This window comes from Ectobacillus funiculus (genome assembly GCF_004138295.1).
In the GTDB taxonomy this organism is placed as follows: Bacteria; Bacillota; Bacilli; order Bacillales; family Bacillaceae_G; genus Ectobacillus; species Ectobacillus funiculus.
Window position 1 is genome coordinate 58,320 of sequence record NZ_SCFM01000006.1, and the last position, 26,568, is coordinate 84,887.

Sequence of the window (26,568 nt, forward strand, 5' to 3'; positions counted from 1 at the left end):
CTATCACCTCTTATTCGATTTCATATTCCCCATTGTCGAATGTGTCAGCGCTGGCTGCTTGACTAAGAATACCCGCTTTTTCCGCTTCAGATTCGCTTTTAATATCAATCTTCCAACCTGTGAGTTTAGCAGCCAAACGTGCGTTTTGTCCACGCTTGCCAATCGCAAGGGATAACTGATGATCCGGCACGATAACCGTCGTTGCTTTTTCCTCCTCGTTCACGCGAACTTCCACGACCTGTGAAGGACTTAATGCATTTGCTACGTACTCTACTGGGTCATTGGACCAACGAACGATATCGATTTTTTCACCTTTTAATTCGTTGACGATTTGCTGCACACGTTGTCCTTTTGGACCAACGCAGGAACCAACTGGATCTACATCCGCGTTGTCGGAGTGCACCGAAATCTTCGAACGGTCTCCCGCCTCCCTCGCAACAGAGCGAATCTCAACTGTTCCGTCATAAATTTCTGGAACTTCCAGCTCAAACAAGCGCTTCAGCAGTCCTGGATGTGTGCGGGATACAAAGATTTGTGGACCCTTCGTTGTTTTCTCTACCTTTGTAATATACACGCGGATACGATCATGCGGCTTATAATGCTCATTTGGCATTTGCTCGCCTACTGGCAGCAGCGCCTCTACCTTACCCAAGCTCACATAAATGAAACGCGCATCCTGACGCTGCACAATTCCAACCATAATATCTTCTTCGCGATCAATAAATTCAGAATAAATCACACCGCGCTCTGCTTCACGAACACGCTGCGTTACTACCTGTTTCGCTGTTTGTGCAGCAATGCGTCCAAAATCCTTTGGCGTTACTTCAAGTTCTACAATATCGCCTACTTGGAAGTTTGGATTATATTCCCGCGCCTTTTCTACTGAAATCTCAAGACGAGGGTCAAACACACTGTCCACTACATCTTTTCGAGCCAGCACTTTAATCGTTCCCGTTGTAGGATTAAAGCTGACGCGTACGTTTTGTGCTTGATTGAAGTTACGTTTGTAAGCTGAAATTAATGCAGCTTCAATCGCTTCAATAATAACTTCTTTGCTGATGCCCTTTTCTTTTTCTAAGACGAGCAAAGCATCAATTAATTCAGTGCTCATGATGGTCCCCCTTCTTACTAAAACATCACTGCAAGGCGCGCACTTGCAACATTCTCCATTGAAATTTGAATTTCCTTTTTGCGCGTTTTAATCGTAATTAAAACTGTCAATATCGTACCGTCGTATGCCAGCAGCTTTCCTTCAAACACAGATTCACCATTAATTGGTTCATTCGTTTGAATCGCTACTTGCTTCCCGACTGCTTTTACAAAATCTTGTTCCTTCTTTAGAGGTCGTTCCGCACCAGGAGACGACACATCTAAGAAATATAAATGAGGGATTGGGTCCTTTTTATCTAACACTTCGCTTAAACGCTCGCTTACCGTACCGCAATCCTCAATATCCACTCCTGTTTCAGAGTCGATAAAGACGCGCAAAAACCAATCTTTGCCCTCTTTTACATACTCGACGTCAACAAGTTCTAAATCCATGTCCTCGACAATCGGTCTTGCTAGCTGCTCTACAACTTCTGTTACTTCATTGCTCACAAAACAGCCTCCTTTCAAAGTGCTTATACAACACAAAACGGTCCTAGTACACTACGTATACGACCAAACTAATCCGTTTCTTAGCATGAGTTAGCCCTGCTCCTAAAAATAAATGAGCGTAGGATAACAAAAGCCCCTGCTAAAAGCAGGGAATATCTGTCTTAGTATTGCCAAATTCAAGCAGTAAAACGTGTAGAAAAATATGTATATAAATCAGCAGCTTTAGGGCCTGAAAGAAGTAGATAGTAATACGAAAGAGTGGGTTGCCCCACTCTTCTACATACAATATACACGACATGAATAATTCATTTTTTACTGTAACATATATTGCTATATTTTGCAAAGACTTTCTCTCTAAGAAAGCTGTACGGTTCAGACGAAGCCGATTCGTAAAAGCTTTCCGCATATCCTTTGGCATAGAAGATATTTTTTCCTTTTTTGCCGAAAACTATTCCAAATGCTGAAGCAGGTTATCAAAGCTAGACATCATCCTCTAAAAGTTATACCTTCCTAGCTTTTAAAATAATGACAGCTGGTTTTGATCCGGCAACGCCTCTAAGCAGCCTAGACTGTCTAAATACTCAAGGATTGTTTTCGAAATTTTACTGCGCTGCTGTAAATCCTCCTTTGATAAGAATTCTCCCTCCTGCCTCGCCTTTACAATATTCAGCGCCGCATTCGTACCAAGACCGGCAACTGCATTGAACGGCAAGATAAGAGAATTCCCGTCAATAATGAAATCAGTTGCGCTAGAGCGGTATAAATCCACCTTTTGGAAAGAATACTCACGCTCACACATTTCAAGTGCCATCTCGAGCACAGTAAGTAAGCTCTTCTCCTTCGGGGATGCATCCAATCCCTTTTGGACAATCTCTTCAATTTTCGCACGAATCGCAGCTGAGCCTCTTACCATTGACTCCACATCAAAATCATCCGCTCGCACTGTAAAATATGCTGCATAGTACATAAGCGGGAAATGCACCTTGAAATAGGCAATGCGTACCGCCATTAATACATAAGCAGCGGCATGGGCTTTAGGAAACATGTATTTTATCTTTTTGCATGAATCAATATACCACGCTGGTACATTATTTTTGCGCATTTCCTCTTCCCATTCCGTCGGAACCCCTTTCCCCTTACGTACGGATTCCATAATTTTAAATGCAAGCGATGGCTCTAATCCTTGATAAATCAAATACACCATAATATCATCACGACAACCGATTACCTCGCTTAGCGTACACGTTCCGCTATAAATGAGCTCATTGGCGTTGCCGAGCCATACATCTGTCCCGTGCGACAGTCCCGAGATTTGGACAAGCTCGGAGAAGGTTGTCGGTTTCGTTTCCTCTAGCATTTGACGAACGAATTTTGTTCCGAATTCCGGAATTCCAAGTGTGCCTGTTTTACAGTTGATTTGTTCCTCGGTAACGCCAATTGACTCCGTCCCTGAAAAAATCTTCATGACCTCTGGGTCGTCCGTTGGAATTGTTTTTGGATCAATGCCGCTTAAATCCTGCAGCATACGGATAACAGTCGGATCATCGTGTCCGAGTATATCGAGCTTTAACAGATTATCGTGGATGGAATGGAAATCAAAATGTGTCGTTCGCCACTCAGCTGATGTATCGTCTGCCGGAAATTGAATCGGCGTAAAGTCAAATACGTCCATGTAATCCGGCACAACGATAATGCCGCCTGGATGCTGACCTGTTGTCCGCTTTACACCCGTGCATCCTGTCGCAAGACGCTCTACCTCAGCGCCACGAATGGTTAGGTTACGATCAGATGCATAGCCTTTTACATAACCAAAAGCCGTTTTGTCAGCAACAGTACCAATCGTTCCAGCACGGTACACATTATCCTCACCAAAGAGTATCTTCGTATAGTTATGGGCGCGCGGCTGATACTCGCCGCTGAAGTTGAGATCGATATCCGGTACCTTATCTCCTTTAAAACCAAGAAATGTTTCAAATGGAATATCATGCCCATCCTTTTTATATCTTGTACCACACTGCGGACAATCGGCATCTGGCAAATCAAAACCGGAACCGACCGAACCATCATTAAAGAAATGCGAGTGCTTGCAATTTGGACAAACATAATGCGGCGGCAACGGATTAACCTCTGTAATCTCCATCATGGTCGCAACAAGCGAGGAACCAACCGAGCCACGCGAACCTACAAGATAACCATCATCAAGCGATTTTTTCACGAGCTTATGGGAAATTAAGTAAATCACCGCAAAACCGTGACCGATAATACTCTTTAGTTCCTTTTCAAGGCGTGCTTCTACGATTTCCGGAAGCGTTTCACCATAGATGCTTCTTGCCATCACATAGCTCATTTCACGTGTTTCTTCATCGGCTCCTTCAATGCGCGGGGTATATAGGTCATCCTTAACCGGCTTTACGTCCCCAATCATCGAAGCGACTTTTTGGGTGTTTGTTACAACAATTTCCTTCGCTTTCTCTTCGCCTAAAAAAGAAAAGGCGTCTAGCATTTCATTTGTTGTGCGGAAATATACCGGCGGCAGCTGATGGCGATTCAGCGGATTTGCGCCTCCCTGTGAGCCGATGAGAATCTTGCGGTATATGCTGTCCTCTGGATTTAGGTAGTGAACATTCCCGGTTGCCACAACCGGCTTCTCAAGCGTTTCTCCGAGCTTCACAAGATTTGAAATAATGGTGCGCAGCTGGCCTTCATCCCGCACTAATTCTAGTTCAATTAAATGCGTCAGCACCTGAGGAGGCATTACTTCGATATAATCGTAAAATTGCGCGACCTCTTCCGCTTCTTCAAACGACTTTTGCATCATCGCTTCAAATACTTCTCCCTTGTCACAAGCTGTACCAATGAGAAGACCTTCGCGATGCTTTTTCAAGAGTGATCGCGGCAAACGCGGTACGCGGTAGTAATATCGCAGATGCGCATATGACACAAGCTTATACAGGTTTTTCAATCCTTCATCTGACACGGCTAAAATGGTTGCGTGACTCGGGCGGCCTCTTTTATAGGAATCACCTTGTCCCATACTGTCGTTGAGCTGGTCATGGTATTCTATCCCGCGTCCGACCGCTTCCTTGAGCATTTTTGTCAGCAAATAGCCTGTTGCCTCCGCATCATAAATCGCACGGTGATGCTGCGTTAGTTCAATGTCAAACTTCTTACATAGTGTGTTGAGACGATGGTTTTTCATTTCTGGATGCAAAAAGCGTGCTAGCTCAAGCGTATCAATGACAGGGTTAGTTGGCTTTGCCAATCCGTATTTTTTAAAGCCAACGTTAATAAAGCCCATATCAAATGACGCGTTATGCGCAACGAGTGTATCATTCGCAATCCAGCCTGCAAAGTTTCGGAGAACAACATCAATATCCGGCGCATCTTTTACCATATCATCCGTAATGCCTGTGAGTTCAATCGTAGTAGCAGATAAAGGGTGATGCGGATTGGCGAATGCCTCAAATCGATCTACAATTTCACCGTCTCGGATTTTAACTGCCGCCAGTTCAATAATCGTATCATATACAGCGGACAGACCCGTTGTTTCTACGTCAAAGACGACATATGTTTCATCAGCAAGAGAGCGATGCACCTCGTTATACGCAATCGGTACGCCATCATTTACAAGATTGACCTCTACACCATATATCACCTTAATGCCCGCTTTCTTTCCAGCCGCATATGCCTCTGGGAACGACTGCGCGACTGCGTGATCCGTCACGGCAACAGCCGGATGCCCCCATTTTGCAGCTTGCGCAATTAGCTTAGACACCGGTGTGACTGCGTCCATTTGGCTCATCGGTGTATGCAGGTGAAGTTCAACCCGTTTCTCTTCTTCAGGCGCTGTATCCTTCCTGGATGGACCTTTTACTTCATTAATATCGTTTGCAATCATAACAAGATCGCGGACAAATGTGTCGTTTTGTACAGAACCGCGTACCTTTAGCCACATTCCTTTTTTAATTGCTTGTACGAGCGGAACATCCTCTTTATCGCGTGAAAACATTTTTACTATTAGCGAATCTGTATAATCGGTAATTTTCAACGTTAATAATGTCCGGCCGCTGCGAAGCTCCTTTGTCTCTACATCAAAGACATAGCCTTGAATGGTCTTTCGTTTCTCTTCATCCTGAATCTCACGAATGGAGACAATCTCTTCATCCCCGCGAATGAGATAGCCGATTACAAGAGGTTCATCAGATGGTGGCGCACCAGCACCCGCTTCATCCTCACGCTTCGCCATATCTTCGATTGCCTTTTGCACCTTTTCGCGGTCTTCTTGTTCTTTTTGCTCCATAAAGCGCTGCATTTCTTCCTGGTTCTGCTGCACAGTTGTATCCAGCTGAAAACGCGGAAATCCGAATGACTCGTAACGATCCCCAATCGGTTTTGCCCAGTTTTTCTTAACAGTCGCTTCCTCAAGCTCATTTTTCACTGTGACAGTGAGTCTTACGCCGCTTATATGCGGAAGCTGATCCTTTAAATACAGGAACATCGGCGACAGTGACAGCTTATTCATACAAAGCGGCCAATACGATTGCACGTCATGCTCCGTATATTGTCCATCATCCGTCTGCAGCGTAAACGACACATCGGCAATGTGTGAAAATGCTTGCACGAGCTGATTTTCTAACAGCTCATATATATTTGCGGGCAACAGACGCGGCAATGCAAATTGAAAGCACCAAGCTTTGTTTGGTTTATCCACGACAAGTTTTGTAATACCGCCGCCAGCAAAATACTCCGTTTGCATTGCTTCAGGAAACCCCAGCTGCCCAAGTAAAATTTGAAAGCGCTCCTGCTGCTCCGTTGTTAACACTGCCATCATCTTCCTCCTCCCTTATCATAAGCAAGGAAAGGTACCTCAATGAGGTACCTCTTCTCTTATTGTAAAATATTTGTGATATATTGGTATAGTCCTTCAATATGCACTTCTTCAGATTCACCTGTCGCGCGCACCTTTACTTCAACAATGCCTTCTTCTGCCTTTTTGCCTACTGTAACGCGTACAGGAATTCCAAACAGGTCAGAATCGGCAAATTTCACACCAGCACGTTCTGGACGGTCATCAAGCAAAGTATCTATACCTTGTTTCTTTAACGATTGATAGATATACTCCGCTTTCTCTCTTTGAATATCTGTTTTTACATTTACCGGAATCACATGTACATGGAACGGTGCGACTGCAGATGGCCATAGCAAGCCGCTTTCATCGTTAAACTGCTCCGCAATGGCCGCCACCACACGGGAAACGCCAATGCCGTAGCAACCCATGATAAGCGGCTGTGTTTTTCCGTTTTCATCTAGATACGTAGCGTCCATCGCTTCACTATAACGTGTACCAAGCTTGAAAATATGCCCTGCTTCAATACCAAGAGCAAACTTGATCGTGCCTTGTCCATCTGGAGAAGGATCTCCTTCCTCGATGAAACGTAAATCCGCGTACTGACTTACTGTAAAATCACGACCCGGGTTGACATTCACATAATGATAGCCCTCTTCATTGGCCCCGCAGCTTCCGTTTACAATTGCAGCTACCGCATGATCTGCAATAATCTCAAGCTCATCGGATACACCGATTGGACCAAGGGAACCAAATGTACAATTCATGAGGCGCTGTACATCTTCAGGAGATGCCAGTTCAACAACAGAAGCACCATATAAATTTTTCACCTTTACGTCGTTTACTTCATGGTTGCCGCGTACAAGAACGAGTACAAACTTGTCGTCCACCTGAAAGACCATCGACTTAATACAAGATGTCTCCTCCATTTGCAAGAATGCAGCCACCTCATCGATTGACTTTTGATTTGGTGTTGCTACCTTCTCTAGCTCTTTCATTGCTTCACTGCTTTTTTCATAAGTTGCGACAACTTCTGCCATTTCAACATTTGCCGCATAATCCGATGTATCGGAATACGCAATTGTGTCTTCACCAATATCAGACAAAATCATGAACTCATGTGTACCCTTTCCGCCTATCGCACCAGCGTCTGCGATAACAGCGCGGAAGTTTAAGCCGCAGCGGCGAAACACATTTGAATATGCTTCATACATTTTATTATACACTTCATCCAAGCTTTCCCGCGAGCTATGGAAGGAATAGGCATCCTTCATTAAAAACTCTCTGCCGCGTAATAAGCCAAAACGCGGACGTTTTTCGTCACGGAATTTTGTTTGGATTTGGTACAGCGTCAGCGGAAGCTTTTTATACGATTTTACCTCGTCCCGCACAAGGGCTGTAATTACCTCCTCATGCGTAGCTCCGAGCGCGAACTCGCGCGAATGACGATCGTTCATACGCATAAGCTCTGGACCATACGAATACCAGCGCCCTGATTCCTGCCATAGCTCTGCTGGCTGAAGTGCTGGCATCAACAGCTCCATTGCCCCCGCATTTTCCATCTCCTCACGAATAATACCCTCAACCTTTTGCAATACTTTTAGTCCAAGCGGTAAAAAGCTGTATATACCGGATGCATTTTGGCGCATGAAGCCGGCGCGAAGAAGCAGCTGATGACTTCTTACTTCTGCATCAGATGGCACTTCTCGCAAAGTTGGACTAAACATCATACTTTGTCTCATTGACGTACACCTCTCCATTATAATGCCGACGCTGCTAAACAAGCAGCGTCAGACGTAATTTCTCCATTTCTATAAGAAAAGTTTTTTTATATCATTCCATGTTACAACAAGCATAAGCAGCATCAGTAACGCAAAGCCAATAAAATGGACAAGACCTTCCTTTTGACGATCAATTGGCTTTCCACGCAATGCCTCTACTAAGAAAAACATTAAACGTCCGCCATCGAGTGCCGGAACCGGCAGCAAATTAAATAAGCCAAGATTGATGCTCAAAGCAGCCGTTAATCCAAGTAAATTCACAAAGCCTGACTCCGCAACCTTTCCTGTTAGATTATAAATACCAACTGGACCGGACAAAGCATCAATACTAAATTGTCCAGTTACAAGCTGCACGAGTGAAACAAAGACCAGTTTTGTCCATTTATACGTTTGTTCCGCTCCAAGCTTCAAGGAGCCAAGCAGCGATTTCTCAACCGGGCCGTACACCCCTAGGCGGCCAACCTCCTGCTTTCCTTCCTTCTCAGCAGTTGGGGTCACTTTTAGGACAATTCTTTCCTTATTCCGTTCCAACTCCATCGTCATTTCATTCCCAGGATTTTTCCTAATAATGGTTGTCACGTTTGTCCACGTGTCTACTTCAGTGCCGTTAATCGATTTGATAACGTCTCCTTGGTGCAGCCCTGCCTTTTCACCAGCACTATTTGGCACAAGTTCTCCGATAATCGGCTTATCAACAGGGATTCCTTGCATAAGGCCGATAATGACAAACAGTAAAAACGCAAGCACAAAGTTCATCGCAGGACCGGCAAAAATAGCAAGAGCTCGCTGTCCCAACGATTTGGAGCCAAACTGCCGGTTATACGGGGCAATTTGAATTTCTTCTCCACCAGATACATAATAGGCCTTCTCGTGAACACGGAACGTTTGCAGCTCTTCCTCGTACTCCTCGTACCCAGAAATCGTAAGGGCATGCTCTAAATCCGCGCGTTCTACCTCGATTACTCTAGCATTCGGGTACTTATCGCGATTGTCTAATACGAGCTTGATGACTTCTTCCTTCTCATTCAATAACAATCCGACCTTTGCACCAGGCTTTAGTTCAATCGTTTCCGGATCCTCCCCAGCCATGCGCACGTAGCCGCCAAGCGGAAGCAAGCGAATCGTATAGACTGTTTCATTTTTGGTAAATGAAAAAATTTTAGGACCGAAACCAATCGCAAACTCTCGGCAAAGAATACCAGCGCGCTTTGCAAAATACAGATGTCCTAACTCGTGGAAAAAGACGAGTGCTCCAAAAACTAAAATAAAGGCAATCGCTGTGTTCAACTCAATACCCACCTTTGCTAAATTTGTTCCATCACATATCGTCTTGTCGCCCAGTCAATCTCCCGAATCTCATCTAAGTTCGGATGAGAGATGACACTGTGATGGTGCATCGCTTTCTCTATTAGCTCTTCAATGGTCAAAAAGCCGATCTTCCCTTGCAAAAAGGCAGCAACAGCTGCTTCATTTGCTGCGTTCATAACAGCCGGCAAGCTGCCTCCCGTTCTTCCTGCTTCGTAAGCAAACTGCAAGCAGCGGAATCTGCCAAAGTCCATTTGCTGAAAATGGAGCGCTCCAATTTCCCATAGCTGCAGCTGCTTTGTCGCTTGAAGCGGCAAACGCGTTGGATACGTAAGCGCATATTGAATCGGGACACGCATATCTGGTGTTCCTAGCTGCGCAATAACGCTTCGATCCCCAAACTCTACAAGTGAATGTACGATGCTTTCCTTATGTAGTAGCACATCAATTTGATCATAAGGGATGTTAAATAGCCAATGCGCTTCGATAACCTCTAATCCCTTATTCATCATTGTAGCAGAATCGATTGTAATTTTCGAACCCATCGACCAATTTGGATGCTTCAAAGCATCCTCCACTGTAACATGTGTAAGCTCCTCCCGTGTTTTGTCTCGGAAACTTCCACCAGAGGCTGTTAAAATAAGACGAGAAATCTGCTCTCGCTTCTCACCATTTAAGCATTGAAAAATCGCAGAATGCTCACTATCTACAGGGAGCAAATCAACACCATACTTGCAGGCAGCCTCCATTACGAGATGACCTGCTGTTACAAGTGTTTCTTTATTGGCAATGGCAATTGTCTTTCTTGCTTCAATTGCACTAAGCGTCGGCATTAAACCTACACTCCCGACTACTGCATTCACGACAACGTCAGCAGCTGTGTGCAAAGCAACCTCAAGCAGCCCTTCTTCTCCCCAAACGACTTTCACGTTGCCAAGCATCACTCGCAGTCGCTTTGCGTCCTCTTCCTTTTGCACCGATATGAGCTGCGGAAGAAATTCTCGAGCCGCTTGCACCGCAAACTCAATATTGCTTCCTACCGAGAAAGCAACCAATTGAAAATGTTCCGGATGCAGCCGAATCACGTCAAGTGTCTGTACCCCAACAGATCCACTCGCTCCGAGCACACTAATTTTTTTCATTGTTCCATCTCCTTGTTTGACGAAACGAGTTTACATATCATGCAGATAATAGAGACTGCCGCCATGCTTTGGTCAAGGCTCTATGAAATAAAATGCAAAAAGTGCAACAGCGGCAATACGAACAGCACGCTATCTAGACGATCCAAAATTCCGCCGTGTCCCGGCAAGATGTTACCAGAATCCTTAACTCCGTAATGGCGCTTAAATGCCGATTCTACAAGATCGCCAATTTGCCCAAATACAGAAACAGCTGCTGTTACGGCAACTAACATTCCTATATTGTCCGCGACAGGTGAAAAATGGTTGTACACCAGAGCCACTATAACAGCGCAAATAACACCGCCGACCGCTCCCTCTACCGTTTTATTCGGACTAATTTCCGGCCACAGCTTCCGCTTGCCAATGGCCCGGCCAATAAAATATGCCCCCGTATCCGTTGCCCAAATCACGAACAGTGTATATAGAATATACTTCAAGCCTTCCATTCTCGTTTCGTTTAAATAGTAAAATCCCATACCTACATAAAGAGTTGCCATCAGCAAAAAAGATGCATCATCAAAAGTAAATGTATTCTTGGAAAGAACCGTATATGATAAAAGAAGCAGGACAACCAAAAACGTTATTTCTGCTTTTGTCAGATGCAGCACTTCTACAACCTCATGGCTGGCTACCGTGCTTGGCAGTAAAACCACCGCAAGCAAAAAGGCTGCTAGGAAGGTTGGAACAGAAAAAAGCGGCAACTGCTTCATACGTACTAGCTCATACAGCCCGATAAAAGCAAGTCCATACACAAGCCATAAAAATGGCTTTCCTCCGTACCATACGAATGGAACAAATAAGGCCAATGCCACAAACCCTGTAATCAATCGTTGTTTCAAAAACAAGACCTCACTTTCTTATACGCCACCGAACCTGCGACCTCTCCTTTGAAAGTTTATGACGGCTTCAAGCAAGTGGGACTCCGTAAAGTCTGGCCAATAACGATCTGTAAACCACAGCTCCGTATAAGCAATTTGCCAAAGCATAAAATTACTGATACGAATTTCGCCACTCGTACGAATTAACAAATCCGGATCCGGCAACTTACTCGTCATTAAATAGGAGGAAATCACTTCCTCGGTGATGTCATCTGCGTTAAGTTTTCCACTGTTACTATCTCTAACCAAATCCCTCACCGCATAAACCATTTCATCACGGCTTCCATAGTTTAACGCAAAATTTAAGATTAAACCTGTGTTATTTGCAGTGTCTTGCATAGCTTTCTCTATTGCCGCAAGCGTATGAGCCGGAAGTCCCTCTTTTTGTCCCATTAAGCGAACCTGTACGTTTTCTTCTACAAGCTCCGGCAAGAAGGTACCTAAAAACTCCTGAGGAAGCTTCATTAAATAATCCACTTCCAACTTTGGTCGCTTCCAGTTCTCTGTTGAAAATGCATAAAGTGTTAATACCTTCACGCCAAGTCGACTAGCGCATTTTGTAATTTTCCGCACTACTTTCATACCCTCATGGTGACCGGCAATACGCGGCAAACCTCTTTTCCTTGCCCATCTGCCATTCCCATCCATAATGATGGCAATATGCTGCGGAATTTCCCCTTGCTGTACTTCCTCCATTAGCTCCTCAAACGATGAAACCGTCTTATCTTTCCAAATGGAAAATCTCTTTAACATGTTTGAAACCTCCACGAGCACACGTATTCCATAAAAGTGTAAAAAGACCCCCTTAAGCAGAGGGTCGTGCATAGACAAAAATGAGGATTACACTTCCATAATCTCTTTTTCTTTGTCCTTTGTAATATCATCAATTTTTGCAATGTGCTTGTCTGTTTCTTTTTGAACTGTTTCTGTATGACCGCGCAGCTCATCTTCAGTAATTTCACCATTTTTCTCAAGCTTCTTCAGCTCATCGTTTCCATCACGGCGAACATTACGAACAGCTACCTTTGCCTCTTCCGCATACTTTTTCACAGTTTTCACTAAGTCGCGACGGCGCTCTTCTGTTAACGCTGGAAACACAATGCGAATAATGGAACCGTCGTTAGATGGATTTAATCCCAAATCAGATGTTTGAATCGCCTTTTCAATGTCTTTTAAGGAAGACTTATCATACGGCTGAATCACAAGCATCCGCGGTTCTGGTACAGTAATATTTGCCAGCTGGATAACAGGTGTTGGGGCACCGTAATAATCCACCGTAATTTTCTCAAGTACACCTGCGCTCGCACGTCCTGCACGGATCGAAGCTAATTCACGTGTATATGCGGAAATTGCTTTCTCCATTTTTTCTTTTGTATTTTTTAATACTTGCTGCGCCATGGTTTATTTCCCCCTTACAATTGTTCCGATGTTTTCGCCAAGAACGGCACGTTTAATATTTCCTTCTTCCATGATCGAGAACACAATCAACGCGATGTCATTATCCATACATAGGGAAGAAGCTGTGGAATCCATTACGCCTAATCCTTCTTTTAAGACATCTAAGTATGTTAACGTATCATATTTCGTCGCTGTTTCATCAATTGTCGGATCTGCACTATATACGCCATCCACATTATTTTTAGCCATAAGGATCACATCAGCTTCAATTTCAGCTGCACGTAAGGCTGCTGTCGTATCTGTTGAGAAGTACGGATTTCCTGTCCCAGCAGCAAAAATAACAACGCGTTTCTTTTCCAAATGGCGGATTGCTTTTCTGCGAATATAAGGCTCCGCAACCTGTCTCATTTCAATTGACGTTTGCACGCGTGTTTGAATACCTAAATTCTCTAAACTGTCTTGCAGTGCAAGGGAATTCATTACAGTGGCTAACATCCCCATGTAATCGGCTGTAGCCCGATCCATTCCCATCTCGCTTCCCGTTTTGCCGCGCCAAATGTTCCCGCCGCCAACAACAACTGCTACTTCTACGTCAAGTTCAGCAATTTCCTTCACCTGTTGCGCAATTGATTTAATAACGGTCGGATTAATTCCAAATCCATGACTACCTGCTAAAGCTTCTCCGCTTAGTTTTAGTACAACTCGTTTATATTTAGCTTGACTCATAATGAACCTCCGTTGCTCCGATCTTTATCTGCACCCTCGCTGCCCATTGCCTGGCGGCAGTGCACTTGGTTATTTTAAAAAAGGGAACACTACGTGTCCCCTTATCTTTATTAGTTGTTGCCTCTTACTTGGTTCATTACTTCTTCTGCGAAGTTATCTTGACGCTTTTCAATACCTTCTCCTACCGCATAGCGAACGAAGGATTTTACAGCAGCGCCTTTAGATTGTACATATTTTCCAACCTTTGTATCTGGGTCTTTTACAAACGCTTGGTCTACTAAGCAGATCTCTTCAAAGAATTTGCCTAGGCGGCCTTCTACCATTTTTGCAACGATATTTTCAGGCTTGCCTTCGTTTAACGCTTGTTGCGTTAATACTTGACGCTCGCGCTCGATTTCTTCTTCTGTTACCGCACTGCGATCTACATATTTCGGATTTACTGCAGCAATATGCATAGATACGTCTTTTGCAAGAGCGTCATCATTTGTTCCTGTAAGAACAGACAATACGCCAATACGGCCGCCCATATGAAGATATGCACCAAATGCATCAGCATCTGTTTTTGTTACGATTTCAAAGCGGCGAAGAGTTAGTTTCTCACCGATTTTTGCAACCGCTGTGTTGATATGATGCTCTACTGTTACACCGCTGTCCATTGTTTGAGCCAATGCTTCTTCAACAGATGCAGGCTTTTTCGCTAATAAATGAGCTGCCAATTCTTTTGTTAACGCTTGGAAGCCTTCATTTTTTGCTACGAAGTCTGTTTCAGAGTTTACTTCAAGAATTACTGCTTCGTTTCCTTTTGTTTCGATTGCTGTTAAACCTTCAGCAGCAATGCGGTCCGCTTTTTTCGCAGCTTTCGCGATTCCTTTTTCACGAAGAAAATCGATCGCTTTTTCCATATCGCCATTTGTTTCTGTTAACGCGTTTTTGCAATCAAGCATGCCCGCGCCTGTTTTTTCACGAAGCTCTTTTACCATTTGTGCAGTAACTGCCATGTTCTTCATCCTCCTGTTATGTATATAACTCAGAAAGAGCAAATATACTCTTCCTAGACATATGATTTTCTTACTTTAAAAAAGGTGATAAAAGGCTTACCCCCTTATCACCTTTCCCATCTGTTACGCAGTAACTGTTTCTTCTCCTTGCTTTGCTTCAAGGATAGCGTCAGCCATTTTAGATGTAAGAAGTTTTACAGCGCGAATTGCGTCATCGTTCGCAGGAATTACATGGTCAATTTCATCTGGATCACAGTTTGTATCAACAATACCGATTAACGGGATGTTTAACTTACGTGCTTCCGCAACAGCGATGCGCTCTTTGCGTGGATCTACGATGAAGATTGCATCTGGAAGATCCTTCATATCTTTAATTCCGCCTAAGAATTTCTCAAGACGCTCTAATTCTTTTTTAAGCTGAACAACTTCTTTTTTAGGAAGTACATCGAATGTGCCGTCTTCTTGCATTCTTTCGATGTCTTTCAAACGTTTTACGCGTTTTTGGATTGTTTGGAAGTTTGTTAATGTACCACCTAACCAACGTTGGTTTACGAAGTACATACCTGCGCGTTCTGCTTCTTCTTTAATCGCATCTTGCGCTTGCTTTTTTGTACCAACGAAAAGAACAGTACCGCCGTTTGCTGCGATTCCTTTCATTACGTTGTAAGCTTCTTCAACTTTTTTAACTGTTTTTTGAAGATCGATGATATAGATGCCGTTACGCTCAGTGAAAATGTAACGTTTCATTTTAGGGTTCCAACGACGTGTTTGGTGTCCGAAATGTACACCTGCTTCAAGCAATTGTTTCATAGAAATTACTGACATGCTTAGTTCCTCCTGAATGGTTTTATTCTCCTCCGTTTACTTCACCTTTAAGCGTAACTGCACAAGAAGCAGCACCAACACTTAAATCTGTAAACGTGTGTATTCACACCATTGACTACTATATCATAACAAGATATGACATTCAAGTCGAAAATTAGTGTTTTTGCGAAACTTCTTGAATTTCTTTTCAAGAGAGTTAGCAATCTTTTTAAACCTTGTACATAAAATCGTAATTCTCACTTCTACAGTATTACCACTTTTCCATCATTTCAAAACAAAAGCCCTCCAAATCCGGAGAGCTTTTGCTTTAATTTGCTTTTAATTTTGATAGTTCCTGCAAAAACTTATCATTGAGCACCTTAATATACGTTCCCTTCATTCCAAGAGAGCGTGATTCAATTACACCCGCACTTTCAAGCTTGCGAAGTGCGTTGACAATAACAGAACGAGTAATTCCAACACGATCCGCGATTTTACTAGCAACTAGCAAGCCTTCCGTTCCATTTAGCTCTTCGAAAATATGTTCAATCGCTTCTAATTCACTATAAGATAAGGAACTGATGGCCATTTGAACAACCGCTTTGCTGCGAGCTTCTTCTTCAATTTCCTCTGCTTTTTCGCGTAAAATCTCCATGGCTACTACTGTTGCTCCATACTCTGCAAGAATTAAATCCTCATCCAAGAACTCTTTTGCTAAGCGAGCTAGCTCCAGTGTACCTAAACGTTCGCCGCCTCCGACAATTGGCACAATCGTTGTTAATCCGTCTTGAAACAAGTCCTTATTTTCAACCGGAAAAGCAGTGTATTCGCTGTGAATATCCAAGTTTGGAGATGTTTCTGTAATATTGAAGAGGCTTTTTGTATACTCCTCCGGAAATTGTCGCTCTGCCAGCATTTGCTTCATCCGATCACTTTCAATGTGTTGATGAATTGCATGACCAAGCAATTTCCCCCGGCGACTTACGATAAACACGTTTGCTTCAATTACACCGCATAGCGTGTCAGCCATTTCTCTGAAGTTTACAGGCTTTCCTGCAGCCTGCTGCAGAAGAGCATTAATTTTTCTTGTTTTGTCTAATAGTGCCATTGTTCTTTTTTCCTCCCACACCGCGCATCCTCCCTCCCTATTTCACGGGAGGGAGGCATCACACGGGATACTTTCCTTATAAAATAAATTGACTTACATCCTTGTTTTTTGCTATGCTAACTAACTTTTCCTCAACATATTGAGGAGTGATGGTTATTTTTTCCAAAGTGATTTCAGAGGCCTCAAACGACAAATCTTCCAACAGCTTTTCCATAATCGTATGCAGTCTTCTTGCCCCGATGTTATCCGTATCCTGGTTTACCTCGTAAGCAATCTCAGCAATTTTACGAATAGCTTCGTCAGAAAATTCAATCTCTATACCTTCTGTCGATAACAATGCACGATATTGTTTAATCAAAGCATTATCTGGCTCTATAAGTATTTTAATAAAATCCTCACTAGAAAGCTTTGTCAGCTCTACACGAATCGGAAAACGACCTTGCAGCTCCGGAATGAGGTCAGACGGCTTTGACATATGAAAAGCGCCGGCTGCGACGAATAAAATATGGTCGGTTTTCACAGGACCGTACTTCGTAACAACCGTCGAACCTTCGACAATCGGTAAAATATCACGCTGTACACCTTCTCGAGAAACATCGGCGCTATTTGCGTTTTTCCCAGCAATCTTATCGATTTCATCAATGAAGATGATGCCAAGCTGCTCCGCCCGATAAATCGCCTCCTGCGTCACTTCTTCCATATCGATGAGACGCTGTGCTTCTTCATTCGCAAGCACCTTTCTCGCTTCTTTTACAGTCAGCTTGCGGCGCTTTGTTTTCTTTGGCATAAGGTTTCCTAACGCATCTTGAAAGTTCATGCCCATCTGCTCCATGCCTGTGCCTTGAAGCATATCAAACATAGATGGCTGCTGCTCTTCCACCTCAATCGAAATGACCTCATCTTCAAGAAGACCGGCAGCTAGTTTTTGCTCTATTTCTTTTTGTTTTAACCGTGTGTCCGCTTCCTCTTGGTGAGCTTCCGTTTTCGTATCATTGTTTTGCTGTCCGCCAAACAGCATTTCGAGCGGATTCTTGAATGTATGCTGCTTCGGTTTTCCCGGTACGATCGCTTCGATAATGCGTTGATTTGCCAGTTCTTCCGCTTTATCCTTGACGCGAACCACTTTCTCTTCTTTTACAATACGAATTGATGTTTCCATTAAGTCCCGAACCATCGATTCAACATCTCGCCCTACATATCCGACCTCAGTAAATTTCGTTGCCTCTACCTTGAGGAATGGCGCGCCAACAAGTTTTGCTAAACGTCTGGCAATCTCTGTTTTACCAACCCCCGTCGGCCCAATCATTAAAATGTTTTTTGGGGCGATTTCATCGCGAATGGCTTCATCCAGCAAGCTTCGGCGATAGCGGTTACGCAACGCAACTGCCACCGCTTTTTTTGCATTTTTTTGGCCGATAATATATTGGTCAAGCTTCTCGACAATTTGACGTGGTGTAAAATGTAAATGCATTAGTACATCCCCCTTTACAGTTCCTCAACGATGATATTTCCGTTCGTATACACACAAATATCGCTTGCAACCTCAAGGCTCGCCTTTGCGATCTCTTTCGCTGTCAACCCTTCCCCTGCAAACTGCTTTAAAGCGCGACCTGCAGCAAGGGCATAGTTGCCTCCTGATCCAATCGCTAAAATGCCATCATCTGGTTCGATCACTTCGCCCGTACCAGAGATGAGGAGTAAATTTCTTTCATCCATCACGATGAGAAGCGCCTCTAATTGACGAAGCATCTTATCGCCCCGCCATTTCTTAGCCATTTCCACAGCAGCCCGCGGCAAATTGCCATTGTACTCCTCTAGCTTCCCTTCAAACATTTCAAATAAAGTAAACGCATCAGCAACTGAACCAGCAAAGCCAGCAAGCACTTTTCCCTGAAACAGTTTACGAACCTTGCGCGCTGTATGCTTCATAACAACCGCATTTCCAAATGTCACCTGACCGTCTCCTGCCATTGCACATTTTCCTTTATGATGAATGGCAAATATCGTTGTCGCATGAAAGTTTCCCATAGAAAAACTCCTTTTACCTTGTCGTTTTGTCACACCAATACCATTATATGGAGCATTCTGTCATTCTAGCATCATTATGCTCTCGGATGATGCTTTGTATAAACAAATCGCAATCTCTCCTTGGAAACATGCGTATAAATTTGAGTTGTGGATAAATGAGCATGTCCAAGCAGCTCTTGTACAGTACGTAAATCTGCGCCTTCATCCAGCATATGAGTTGCAAACGTATGCCGCAGCACATGCGGACTTAAACGCATTGTTAAGGAAGCCTTTTCAATGATTTCATTCAAAACGTACCGTACACCCCTTTCCGTTAAAGGGGCTCCTTTTGCATTTAAAAACAAAGCTGCGCTCTCCTGTCGGCTCTTCTTACACAATTCCTGCCTTCCGCTTTTGATATATGTATGTAGCGAATCATAGGCGTAGCTCCCAAATGGAACATAGCGCTGTTTTTTTCCCTTTCCAGTGACTAGAATCGTTCCAACCGTGAAATCAACATCTGCCAGACATAGCTGACAGCATTCACCTACTCGAATACCAGTTGCGTATAGAAGCTCCAGCAACGCTTGGTTGCGCTGCCCAAGCGCTGTACCCTGATCACAAACGGCAAATAGCTTCTCCAGCTCCTCAGCATATAGAAACTCGGGAATCGCCTCTTCCTTTTTTGGAAGGGATGCAAAAGAAAACGGATTATCCTCGCAATACCCCTCTCTCATGAAAAATCTATACAGGCTGCGCAGACTCGATATTTTCCTGGCCACTGTTTTTCGTGCCAGCTTTTTGCCGTGAAGCACAGTTAAATATAAACGAACATCGGAATATACAACATCCTCAAACGAAGCAATTCCTTGCTGCATCATAAATGTCATAAAATGTTCAAAGTCATCTTCATAACTTGCAAGTGTATATTTCGAATAATTTCGTTCAATTTGTAAATACTCGACAAACAGATTTAACTTTTCCTTTATATCCATAGATTTCTCACCTTTTAAGCAAGAAAGGCTACTAAATCGTATCACAACGTAGTAGCCTTTGCAAGTAAATTGACTAAATATTTACAAAATTTTGAATTATTCCTAAAGCCCGCTGTGCGTACGCTTCGTAACGCTCCAGCTTCTTCTTAATTTTTGTTTCCAGCGGCGGGAACAGTCCGAAGTTTGCATTCATCGGCTGAAATGTTTTCGCGTTTGTTGATGTAATATAATGCGCCATACTGCCCATCGCCGTTTCTGGAGGCAGCGAGATCAGCTCCTGCCCCTTTACCATTCTAGCGGCATTAACTCCTGCAAGCAAGCCAGACGCCGCAGATTCTACATAGCCTTCTACACCTGTCATTTGCCCCGCAAAGAATAAATCCTCGCGCTGCTTATATTGGTAGGTAGGAAGAAGCAGGTTTGGTGAGTTAATAAACGTATTACGGTGCATAACACCATAACGGATGATTTCCGCATTTTCAAGCCCCGGAATGAGACTGAGTACTTCTTTTTGAGCGCCCCACTTTAAATGCGTTTGGAAGCCTACAAGATTGTACAACGTTCCTGCCGCATCATCCTGACGAAGCTGCACGACCGCAAACGGGCGTTTTCCTGTACGAGGATCCTCTAACCCAACCGGTTTCATTGGACCGAATAATAAGGTTTGCTTTCCGCGCTGCGCCATAACTTCCACAGGCATGCAACCTTCAAAGTAAATTTCTTTCTCAAATTCTTTAAGCGGCACAACCTCAGCAGAGATAAGCGCTTCGTAAAAACGGTTAAATTCCTCCTCTGTCATCGGACAGTTGAGATATGCCGCCTCTCCCTTATCATAACGCGATTTTAAATACGCAACCTCCATATTGACGCTCTCTTTCTCAATAATAGGTGCGGCTGCATCGTAGAAATAAAAATAGTCTTCTCCTGTTAGCTCCTTCAGCCTGTCAGATAATGCTTTAGAAGTAAGCGGACCTGTCGCAATTATGGTCGGTCCAGCCGGTATTTCAGTTATTTCCTCCGTTACAACGGTTATATTCGGATGATTTTTCACATAGTCTGTTACCTTCGCCGCAAATTCATGACGATCGACCGCAAGCGCTCCACCTGCTGGCACAGAGCACTCATCCGCTGCCCGAATGATGACGGAATCTAACCGCCGCATCTCTTCCTTCAGCACACCAACCGCATTCGTTAAACTATTCCCTCTAAGAGAGTTACTACATACAAGCTCAGCAAATTTATCTGTATGATGAGCAGGCGTCTGCTTCACCGGTCTCATCTCATACAGCATAACCTTTACACCGCGCTTGGCGATTTGATACGCTGCCTCACTGCCAGCTAAGCCAGCTCCGATTACATGAACTGTTTGTTCCATTTCTATCACCTTTTCTCTTTCTTTTCCGAAAAAAATGTGAGCATTTTCGGCTCACATTTGTTGTTCCTCTTCATAATCACAAGATACACATTGCACCTGAAGACCTTTTTTGAGCTTCTTCTCTACAAGCATTCCTTCACATTTTGGACATTTTCTGCCCACTGGCTTATCCCAGGATAGAAAATCACAGTCCGGATACGTGCTGCAGCCATAGAAAGTACGTTTTTTCTTATTACTGCGCCGTTCGATGATTTCGCCTTCGCCGCATTTCGGACAATCGATATCAATCCCCTTCATGATTGGCTTTGTATTACGACAATCTGGGAAGTTCGAGCACGCCATAAATTTTCCATAGCGGCCCATTTTAAATACCATCGCATTTCCGCATTGCTCGCAATCTTCACCGGCTGGCTCATCCTTAATCTCAACTTCCCGCATTTCTTTCTCTGCTTTTTCAAGATGCTGTTCAAAGCCTCGATAAAATGCATCGATAACTTTGACCCAATTTGCCTCTCCATCTTCAATTTTATCTAAGCTATCCTCCATATTGACTGTAAACTCAATATTGATAATGTCTGGGAAGAATTCAAGGATGAGTTCAATAACAATCTCCCCAAGCTCAGTAGGCACAAAGCGTTTATTTTCAAGTGCCACGTAGCCGCGTTTTTGGATGGTTTCGAGCGTCGGCACATACGTAGACGGGCGGCCAATCCCAACCTCCTCCAGCGTTTTTACAAGCCGAGCCTCTGTATAGCGCGGCGGCGGCTGCGTAAAATGCTGCTTCGGCTCGATATCCTTCGAAAATACCGTTTCACCAATTTCAAATGGCGGAAGTAAACGATCTTTTTCTTCCACGCCATCATCGTTTGACTCAACATACACTTTCATAAACCCAGGAAACTTCACAACCGAGCCATGAGCGCGGAACTGCACTCCGTTATTGACCAAGGCAACCGTTACGGTATCCATGACAGCGGGTGCCATCAGGCTCGCGACAAAACGCTCCCAAATCAGCTTATACAGGCGGTATTGGTCCTTGCTTAATACAGCCTTTAGTTCCTCTGGCTTCCGAAGCGTTGAAGTTGGACGAATCGCTTCATGCGCATCTTGCGCATTCGTATTCTTCCCTTCCTTTCGCTTCTCCGTAGCTACATAGTCAGACCCGAATTTTTCCTCAATATAGTTCCTTGCTTCTGCCTGCGCTGTTTCAGATATACGAGTAGAATCTGTTCTCATATATGTAATTAAACCAATGGTCCCCTCTTTACCAATGTCAATTCCTTCGTATAGCTGCTGCGCAAGCATCATGGTCTTTTTCGCTCTCATATTAAGTTTACGGGCCGCCTCCTGCTGTAAGGAGGACGTCGTAAACGGAACAGCCGGATTACGCTTTCGTTCGCGCTTCGTAACGCTTTCAACAGCAAAGGTGTTTGTATCTAATTTTGCTAAAATTTCTTTTACCTCTTGCTCATGCTTCGGCTCCTTCTTTTCTCCGTCTACACCGTAAAAGCTAGCCTCAAATACATCCTTACCTTTTACAAACTCGCCTTTAATTGTCCAAAACTCTTCCGGGATAAATGATTTAATTTCCTTTTCGCGTTCCGAAATTAACCGAACTGCTACAGATTGAACACGTCCTGCACTTAAGCCCTTTTTCACTTTCTTCCATAATAGTGGGCTAATATTATATCCGACAAGACGATCCAGAATACGGCGTGCCTGCTGCGCATCGACTAAATGCATATTAATTGCACGCGGCTTTTTAAAAGACTCTTTCACAGCATCCTTTGTAATCTCATTAAAAACAACGCGGCATTCCGATGATATATCCACATTTAATGTATGGGCCAAATGCCACGCAATCGCTTCTCCCTCACGATCCGGGTCGGCTGCGAGATAAATTTTCTTTGCTTTTTTTGCGGCTGCCTTCAAGTCCTTTACAACAGGCCCTTTGCCTCGTATCGTGATGTATTTCGGTTCATAGTTATTTTCGACCTCAATGCCCATCTGACTTTTTGGCAAATCGCGTACATGTCCCATGGACGCTACTACTTTATATTTCTTCCCTAAATATTTTTCAATCGTCTTCGCCTTTGACGGTGATTCAACAATTACGAGATACTCTGACATCTTGGTTTCCTCCCTCAAGAGGTGAATTCAAGTCTTCATTTATAGTATTGATTCGCCTTCTTTTTGTCAATTCAGAATGAATATAAAATAACACATATGATGGAGGAGTTGTCAATATTTCTTTCGCAAAAACATGAAAATTGTCCATAAAATAGTAATTTTTTCAAAATTCTTCGGTAATATCAGCTGCATGCAGCACAAGCTTCGCCCCTTGTTGAATAAGCCAATTTGTGCCTGCTGATGTTTCCATATGGATGGGTCCCGGAATAGCAAACACTTCCCTGTTCTGTTCTAGGGCACAGTCAACTGTAATAAGGGAGCCGCTCCTCTCCTTTGCCTCCACTACAACAACGCCCTTTGACAACCCGCTTATAATACGATTTCGCCTTGGGAAGTACCACTTTTGCGGCCGAAAGTGCGGCGGATATTCTGTTACATATAAAACATACTGAGAATGCTTTTGTAATACAGTATAGTTGTCTTTTGGATATATATACCGAAAACCTCCTCCAAGCACAGCAATTGTATACCTATTTTGGTGTGCAGCGCTAATATGCGCTGCCATATCAATGCCATATGCCATACCGCTGACGATCACCCAATCCTCTTTCAAAAGCTCTGACAAAATAGATTGTACGCTCAAGATACCGTAATGAGAGGGGCGTCTTGTACCAACAACAGCCAGTTTTTTCTCATGCTGCATAAGAAAAAGATCACCCTTCCCATATAATACAAACGGCGGATCAGCAATCTCTTTTAGAAGGCTCGGGTATGTATCATCAAAGATAGTAGTATAACATATATCATGACGCTGTAACTCATCTAAAATAGAGGAAATCGTAATGGAATGAAGGGTAGAATAAAGCTGAGCAGCTCGTTTGGAGGAAATAGCGAGCAACGAGGAAAAATCATGAGGAGAGAGGTTATACAACTGCTTTAAGTCTGGGTCCCAGCGCAGCAAACGTTCCATTGCCCGCCAGTTATCAGCAAGACTGTGATGCAAATGAAGCAAACGTTCCCGTTTCGCTTTCATAATACGCCCCCTTTACCGTAACCTAATGGTATGCAAAATAGAAGGGCACTCTCCTAAAAGAGAGCATCCTTCTATTTTCATCTTTCAGCGTCTTTCCATGAGAAAGCAGCCGCCTCAAGCCCAAGATGAAGCAAACTATTACATTAGTGTGTTTTGCAGGATTCTAATAATCCCTTTTCTTCTAGCACAGAGATTAATGTCTCGCCCATCACGGATGGAGTTGGTGCTACTTTAATGCCGCACTCCTCCATTGTTTTAATCTTCTCAGCAGCTGTGCCTTTGCCGCCAGAAATGATAGCACCCGCATGGCCCATACGTTTGCCGGCAGGCGCAGTTTGACCGCCGATAAAGCCTACAACCGGCTTTTTCATATTTGCGCGTACCCACTCAGCCGCTTCCTCTTCCGCTGTACCGCCAATCTCACCAATCATGATGACAGCGTATGTATCCTGATCCTCATTAAACGCTTGCAATACATCGATGAAGTTTGTGCCATTTACAGGATCCCCGCCGATTCCAACGGCTGTAGACTGACCAATTCCAGCCACAGTTAATTGATGTACCGCTTCGTATGTTAAAGTACCGGAGCGAGACACAATGCCAACGTGACCTTTTTTGTGAATATAGCCAGGCATAATACCGATTTTGCACTCTTCAGGCGTGATTACACCAGGGCAGTTTGGTCCCACTAAACGTGTTTTCTTGCCTTCCATGTACTTTTTCACCTTAACCATATCAAGGACAGGGATACCCTCTGTAATACATACTACTAAATCAAGTTCCGCATCTACCGCTTCCATGATAGAATCAGCGGCGAACGCAGGTGGAACGTAAACAACAGAGGCAGTTGCACCCGTCGCTTGCACTGCTTGCTCAACTGTATCAAAAACAGGTACGCCAATAACCTCCGTACCGCCTTTGCCAGGAGATGTGCCGCCAACGATTTGCGTTCCGTACTCGATCATTTGTGTTGCATGAAATAAACCTTGTTTACCTGTAATACCTTGTACGATTACCTTTGTATCCTTATTAATAAATACGCTCATCTTTCTCCCCCGCTTTCTGTTAGCCCACAAGCGAAACGATTTTTTGTGCACCGTCTGCCATCGATTCAGCAGCTGTAATATTCAAGCCGGACTCACTTAAAATTTTCTTGCCAAGCTCTACATTTGTGCCTTCTAGGCGCACAACAAGAGGCAGCTCTAGACCAACCTGCTTCGTCGCTTCCACAACACCGTTTGCAATCACATCACACTTCATAATACCGCCAAAGATGTTAACGAAAATTCCTTTTACATTTTGGTCAGAAAGGATGATTTTAAACGCTTCCGTTACCTTTTCTGTTGTTGCGCCGCCGCCTACATCCAAGAAGTTTGCAGGGTCCCCGCCGTAATACTTAATGATATCCATTGTTGCCATCGCAAGACCTGCACCATTTACCATACAGCCAATATTGCCATCTAAAGAAATGTAGTTTAGGTCATATTTAGAGGCTTCAATCTCTTTTGGATCTTCTTCATCTAGATCGCGAAGCGCAAGAATATCCTTATGGCGATATAATGCATTAGAGTCAAAGTTCAGCTTCGCATCAAGCGCCATAACTTTGCCGTCTCCTGTTACAACAAGCGGATTGATTTCCGCAATGGAACAGTCCTTCTCCACAAATGCTGTGTACAAGCTCATCATGAACTTCGCAGCCTGCCCGACAAGCTCCTTTGGAATATTGATATTGAACGCAATACGGCGTGCTTGAAAGGCTTGTAAGCCTACAGCCGGGTTGATATATTCTTTAAAGATTTTTTCTGGGGTTTTCTCTGCTACTTCCTCAATTTCAGTTCCGCCTTCTTCAGAGGCCATCAATACAACTTGTGAAGTAGCACGATCTAATACTAAACCAACATAATATTCTTTTTTAATGTCACAGCCCTCTTCAATAAGTAAGCGCTTTACTTCTTTGCCCTCTGGACCTGTTTGATGGGTTACAAGCGTGCTACCTAAAATTTGCTCCGCATATGTACGAACTTCCTCTAGGCTTTTTGCTACTTTCACGCCTCCAGCTTTGCCGCGTCCACCGGCATGGATTTGTGCTTTAACTACGCATACAGCTGTTCCTAATCCTTTTGCAGCTTCTACAGCTTCTTCTACTGTGAAAGCCACTTTCCCATTAGGAACGCTTACACCATAGTTTCTAAGGACCTCTTTGCCTTGATACTCATGGATATTCATGGTTCCCATCCTCCCCATTGTTAGTGAACGAATAAAACACTTCGGTATTATTGTATAAAATCTCACAAAGACTGTCTATAAGAAAGTATCAAGAATAAAAATATTCTAAAAATATAGAATTTATATTTTTATTGAAGCAATGGAAAACCGGCCCCCTCTGCAGGAGGACCGATAAAGA

Annotated in this window: 21 protein-coding genes; all 21 read right to left on the bottom strand. The window is 43.8% G+C overall.

All coding sequences use genetic code 11. The annotated features are described in order from the left end of the window. Positions 1–10: 10 nt before the first annotated feature. Positions 11–1,111 (bottom strand): transcription termination factor NusA, encoded by a 1,101-nt coding sequence (gene nusA, locus EP737_RS04665; RefSeq protein ID WP_129726768.1) that lies wholly within the window; start codon positions 1,109–1,111, stop codon positions 11–13. 17 nt (positions 1,112–1,128) lie between these two features. Next, the gene (gene rimP / locus EP737_RS04670) at positions 1,129–1,599 is read right to left on the bottom strand and encodes a ribosome maturation factor RimP (RefSeq protein ID WP_129726769.1); all 471 of its coding nucleotides are present in this window, start codon (positions 1,597–1,599) and stop codon (positions 1,129–1,131) included. A 517-nt stretch (positions 1,600–2,116) separates the two neighbouring features. Beyond that, the gene (locus tag EP737_RS04675; protein WP_129726770.1) at positions 2,117–6,430 is read right to left on the bottom strand and encodes a PolC-type DNA polymerase III; all 4,314 of its coding nucleotides are present in this window, start codon (positions 6,428–6,430) and stop codon (positions 2,117–2,119) included. A gap of 56 nt (positions 6,431–6,486) precedes the next feature. Then, positions 6,487–8,187 carry a proline--tRNA ligase gene (locus EP737_RS04680; RefSeq protein WP_129726771.1) on the bottom strand — a complete coding sequence of 567 codons (1,701 nt, stop codon included), beginning with the start codon at positions 8,185–8,187 and terminating at the stop codon, positions 6,487–6,489. Between the two features lie 69 nt (positions 8,188–8,256). After that, positions 8,257–9,513 carry an RIP metalloprotease RseP gene (gene rseP, locus EP737_RS04685; protein ID WP_129726772.1) on the bottom strand — a complete coding sequence of 419 codons (1,257 nt, stop codon included), beginning with the start codon at positions 9,511–9,513 and terminating at the stop codon, positions 8,257–8,259. Between the two features lie 17 nt (positions 9,514–9,530). Then, a complete protein-coding gene (gene dxr / locus EP737_RS04690; protein ID WP_129726773.1) occupies positions 9,531–10,673 on the bottom strand; it encodes a 1-deoxy-D-xylulose-5-phosphate reductoisomerase in 1,143 nt (380 codons plus the stop codon). Between the two features lie 80 nt (positions 10,674–10,753). Next, positions 10,754–11,551 (bottom strand): phosphatidate cytidylyltransferase, encoded by a 798-nt coding sequence (locus tag EP737_RS04695; RefSeq protein WP_129726774.1) that lies wholly within the window; start codon positions 11,549–11,551, stop codon positions 10,754–10,756. A gap of 18 nt (positions 11,552–11,569) precedes the next feature. Continuing rightward, positions 11,570–12,343: an undecaprenyl pyrophosphate synthase gene (locus EP737_RS04700; protein WP_129726775.1), complete on the bottom strand. Its 774-nt coding sequence runs from the start codon at positions 12,341–12,343 to the stop codon at positions 11,570–11,572. 87 nt (positions 12,344–12,430) lie between these two features. Continuing rightward, positions 12,431–12,988 carry a ribosome recycling factor gene (gene frr / locus EP737_RS04705; protein ID WP_129726776.1) on the bottom strand — a complete coding sequence of 186 codons (558 nt, stop codon included), beginning with the start codon at positions 12,986–12,988 and terminating at the stop codon, positions 12,431–12,433. A 3-nt stretch (positions 12,989–12,991) separates the two neighbouring features. Then, entirely contained in the window at positions 12,992–13,714 is a 723-nt protein-coding gene (gene pyrH, locus EP737_RS04710; RefSeq protein WP_129726777.1) for a UMP kinase, read from the bottom strand. A 110-nt stretch (positions 13,715–13,824) separates the two neighbouring features. Continuing rightward, positions 13,825–14,712: a translation elongation factor Ts gene (gene tsf, locus EP737_RS04715; protein ID WP_129726778.1), complete on the bottom strand. Its 888-nt coding sequence runs from the start codon at positions 14,710–14,712 to the stop codon at positions 13,825–13,827. 123 nt (positions 14,713–14,835) lie between these two features. Beyond that, on the bottom strand, positions 14,836–15,537 hold the full coding sequence (rpsB, locus tag EP737_RS04720) for a 30S ribosomal protein S2 (protein ID WP_129726779.1): 702 nt from the start codon (positions 15,535–15,537) through the stop codon (positions 14,836–14,838). A 307-nt stretch (positions 15,538–15,844) separates the two neighbouring features. Further along, on the bottom strand, positions 15,845–16,624 hold the full coding sequence (gene codY / locus EP737_RS04725) for a GTP-sensing pleiotropic transcriptional regulator CodY (protein WP_129727053.1): 780 nt from the start codon (positions 16,622–16,624) through the stop codon (positions 15,845–15,847). A gap of 76 nt (positions 16,625–16,700) precedes the next feature. Then, complete coding sequence (hslU, locus tag EP737_RS04730; protein ID WP_129726780.1) at positions 16,701–18,095, bottom strand: ATP-dependent protease ATPase subunit HslU; 1,395 nt, start codon at positions 18,093–18,095, stop codon at positions 16,701–16,703. A 14-nt stretch (positions 18,096–18,109) separates the two neighbouring features. Further along, positions 18,110–18,652: an ATP-dependent protease subunit HslV gene (gene hslV, locus EP737_RS04735; protein WP_129726781.1), complete on the bottom strand. Its 543-nt coding sequence runs from the start codon at positions 18,650–18,652 to the stop codon at positions 18,110–18,112. A 74-nt stretch (positions 18,653–18,726) separates the two neighbouring features. Next, a complete protein-coding gene (gene xerC, locus EP737_RS04740; RefSeq protein WP_129726782.1) occupies positions 18,727–19,626 on the bottom strand; it encodes a tyrosine recombinase XerC in 900 nt (299 codons plus the stop codon). A 73-nt stretch (positions 19,627–19,699) separates the two neighbouring features. Continuing rightward, positions 19,700–21,001 carry an FADH(2)-oxidizing methylenetetrahydrofolate--tRNA-(uracil(54)-C(5))-methyltransferase TrmFO gene (gene trmFO, locus EP737_RS04745; protein WP_129726783.1) on the bottom strand — a complete coding sequence of 434 codons (1,302 nt, stop codon included), beginning with the start codon at positions 20,999–21,001 and terminating at the stop codon, positions 19,700–19,702. A 51-nt stretch (positions 21,002–21,052) separates the two neighbouring features. Then, positions 21,053–23,131, bottom strand: coding sequence for a type I DNA topoisomerase (gene topA, locus EP737_RS04750; RefSeq protein WP_129726784.1), 2,079 nt, complete (start codon positions 23,129–23,131; stop codon positions 21,053–21,055). 163 nt (positions 23,132–23,294) lie between these two features. Beyond that, positions 23,295–24,164: a DNA-processing protein DprA gene (gene dprA, locus EP737_RS04755; RefSeq protein ID WP_129726785.1), complete on the bottom strand. Its 870-nt coding sequence runs from the start codon at positions 24,162–24,164 to the stop codon at positions 23,295–23,297. A 143-nt stretch (positions 24,165–24,307) separates the two neighbouring features. Then, on the bottom strand, positions 24,308–25,210 hold the full coding sequence (gene sucD / locus EP737_RS04760; RefSeq protein ID WP_129726786.1) for a succinate--CoA ligase subunit alpha: 903 nt from the start codon (positions 25,208–25,210) through the stop codon (positions 24,308–24,310). Positions 25,211–25,229: 19 nt separating this feature from the next. Then, a complete protein-coding gene (gene sucC, locus EP737_RS04765) occupies positions 25,230–26,390 on the bottom strand; it encodes an ADP-forming succinate--CoA ligase subunit beta (protein ID WP_129726787.1) in 1,161 nt (386 codons plus the stop codon). Positions 26,391–26,568 lie beyond the last annotated feature (178 nt).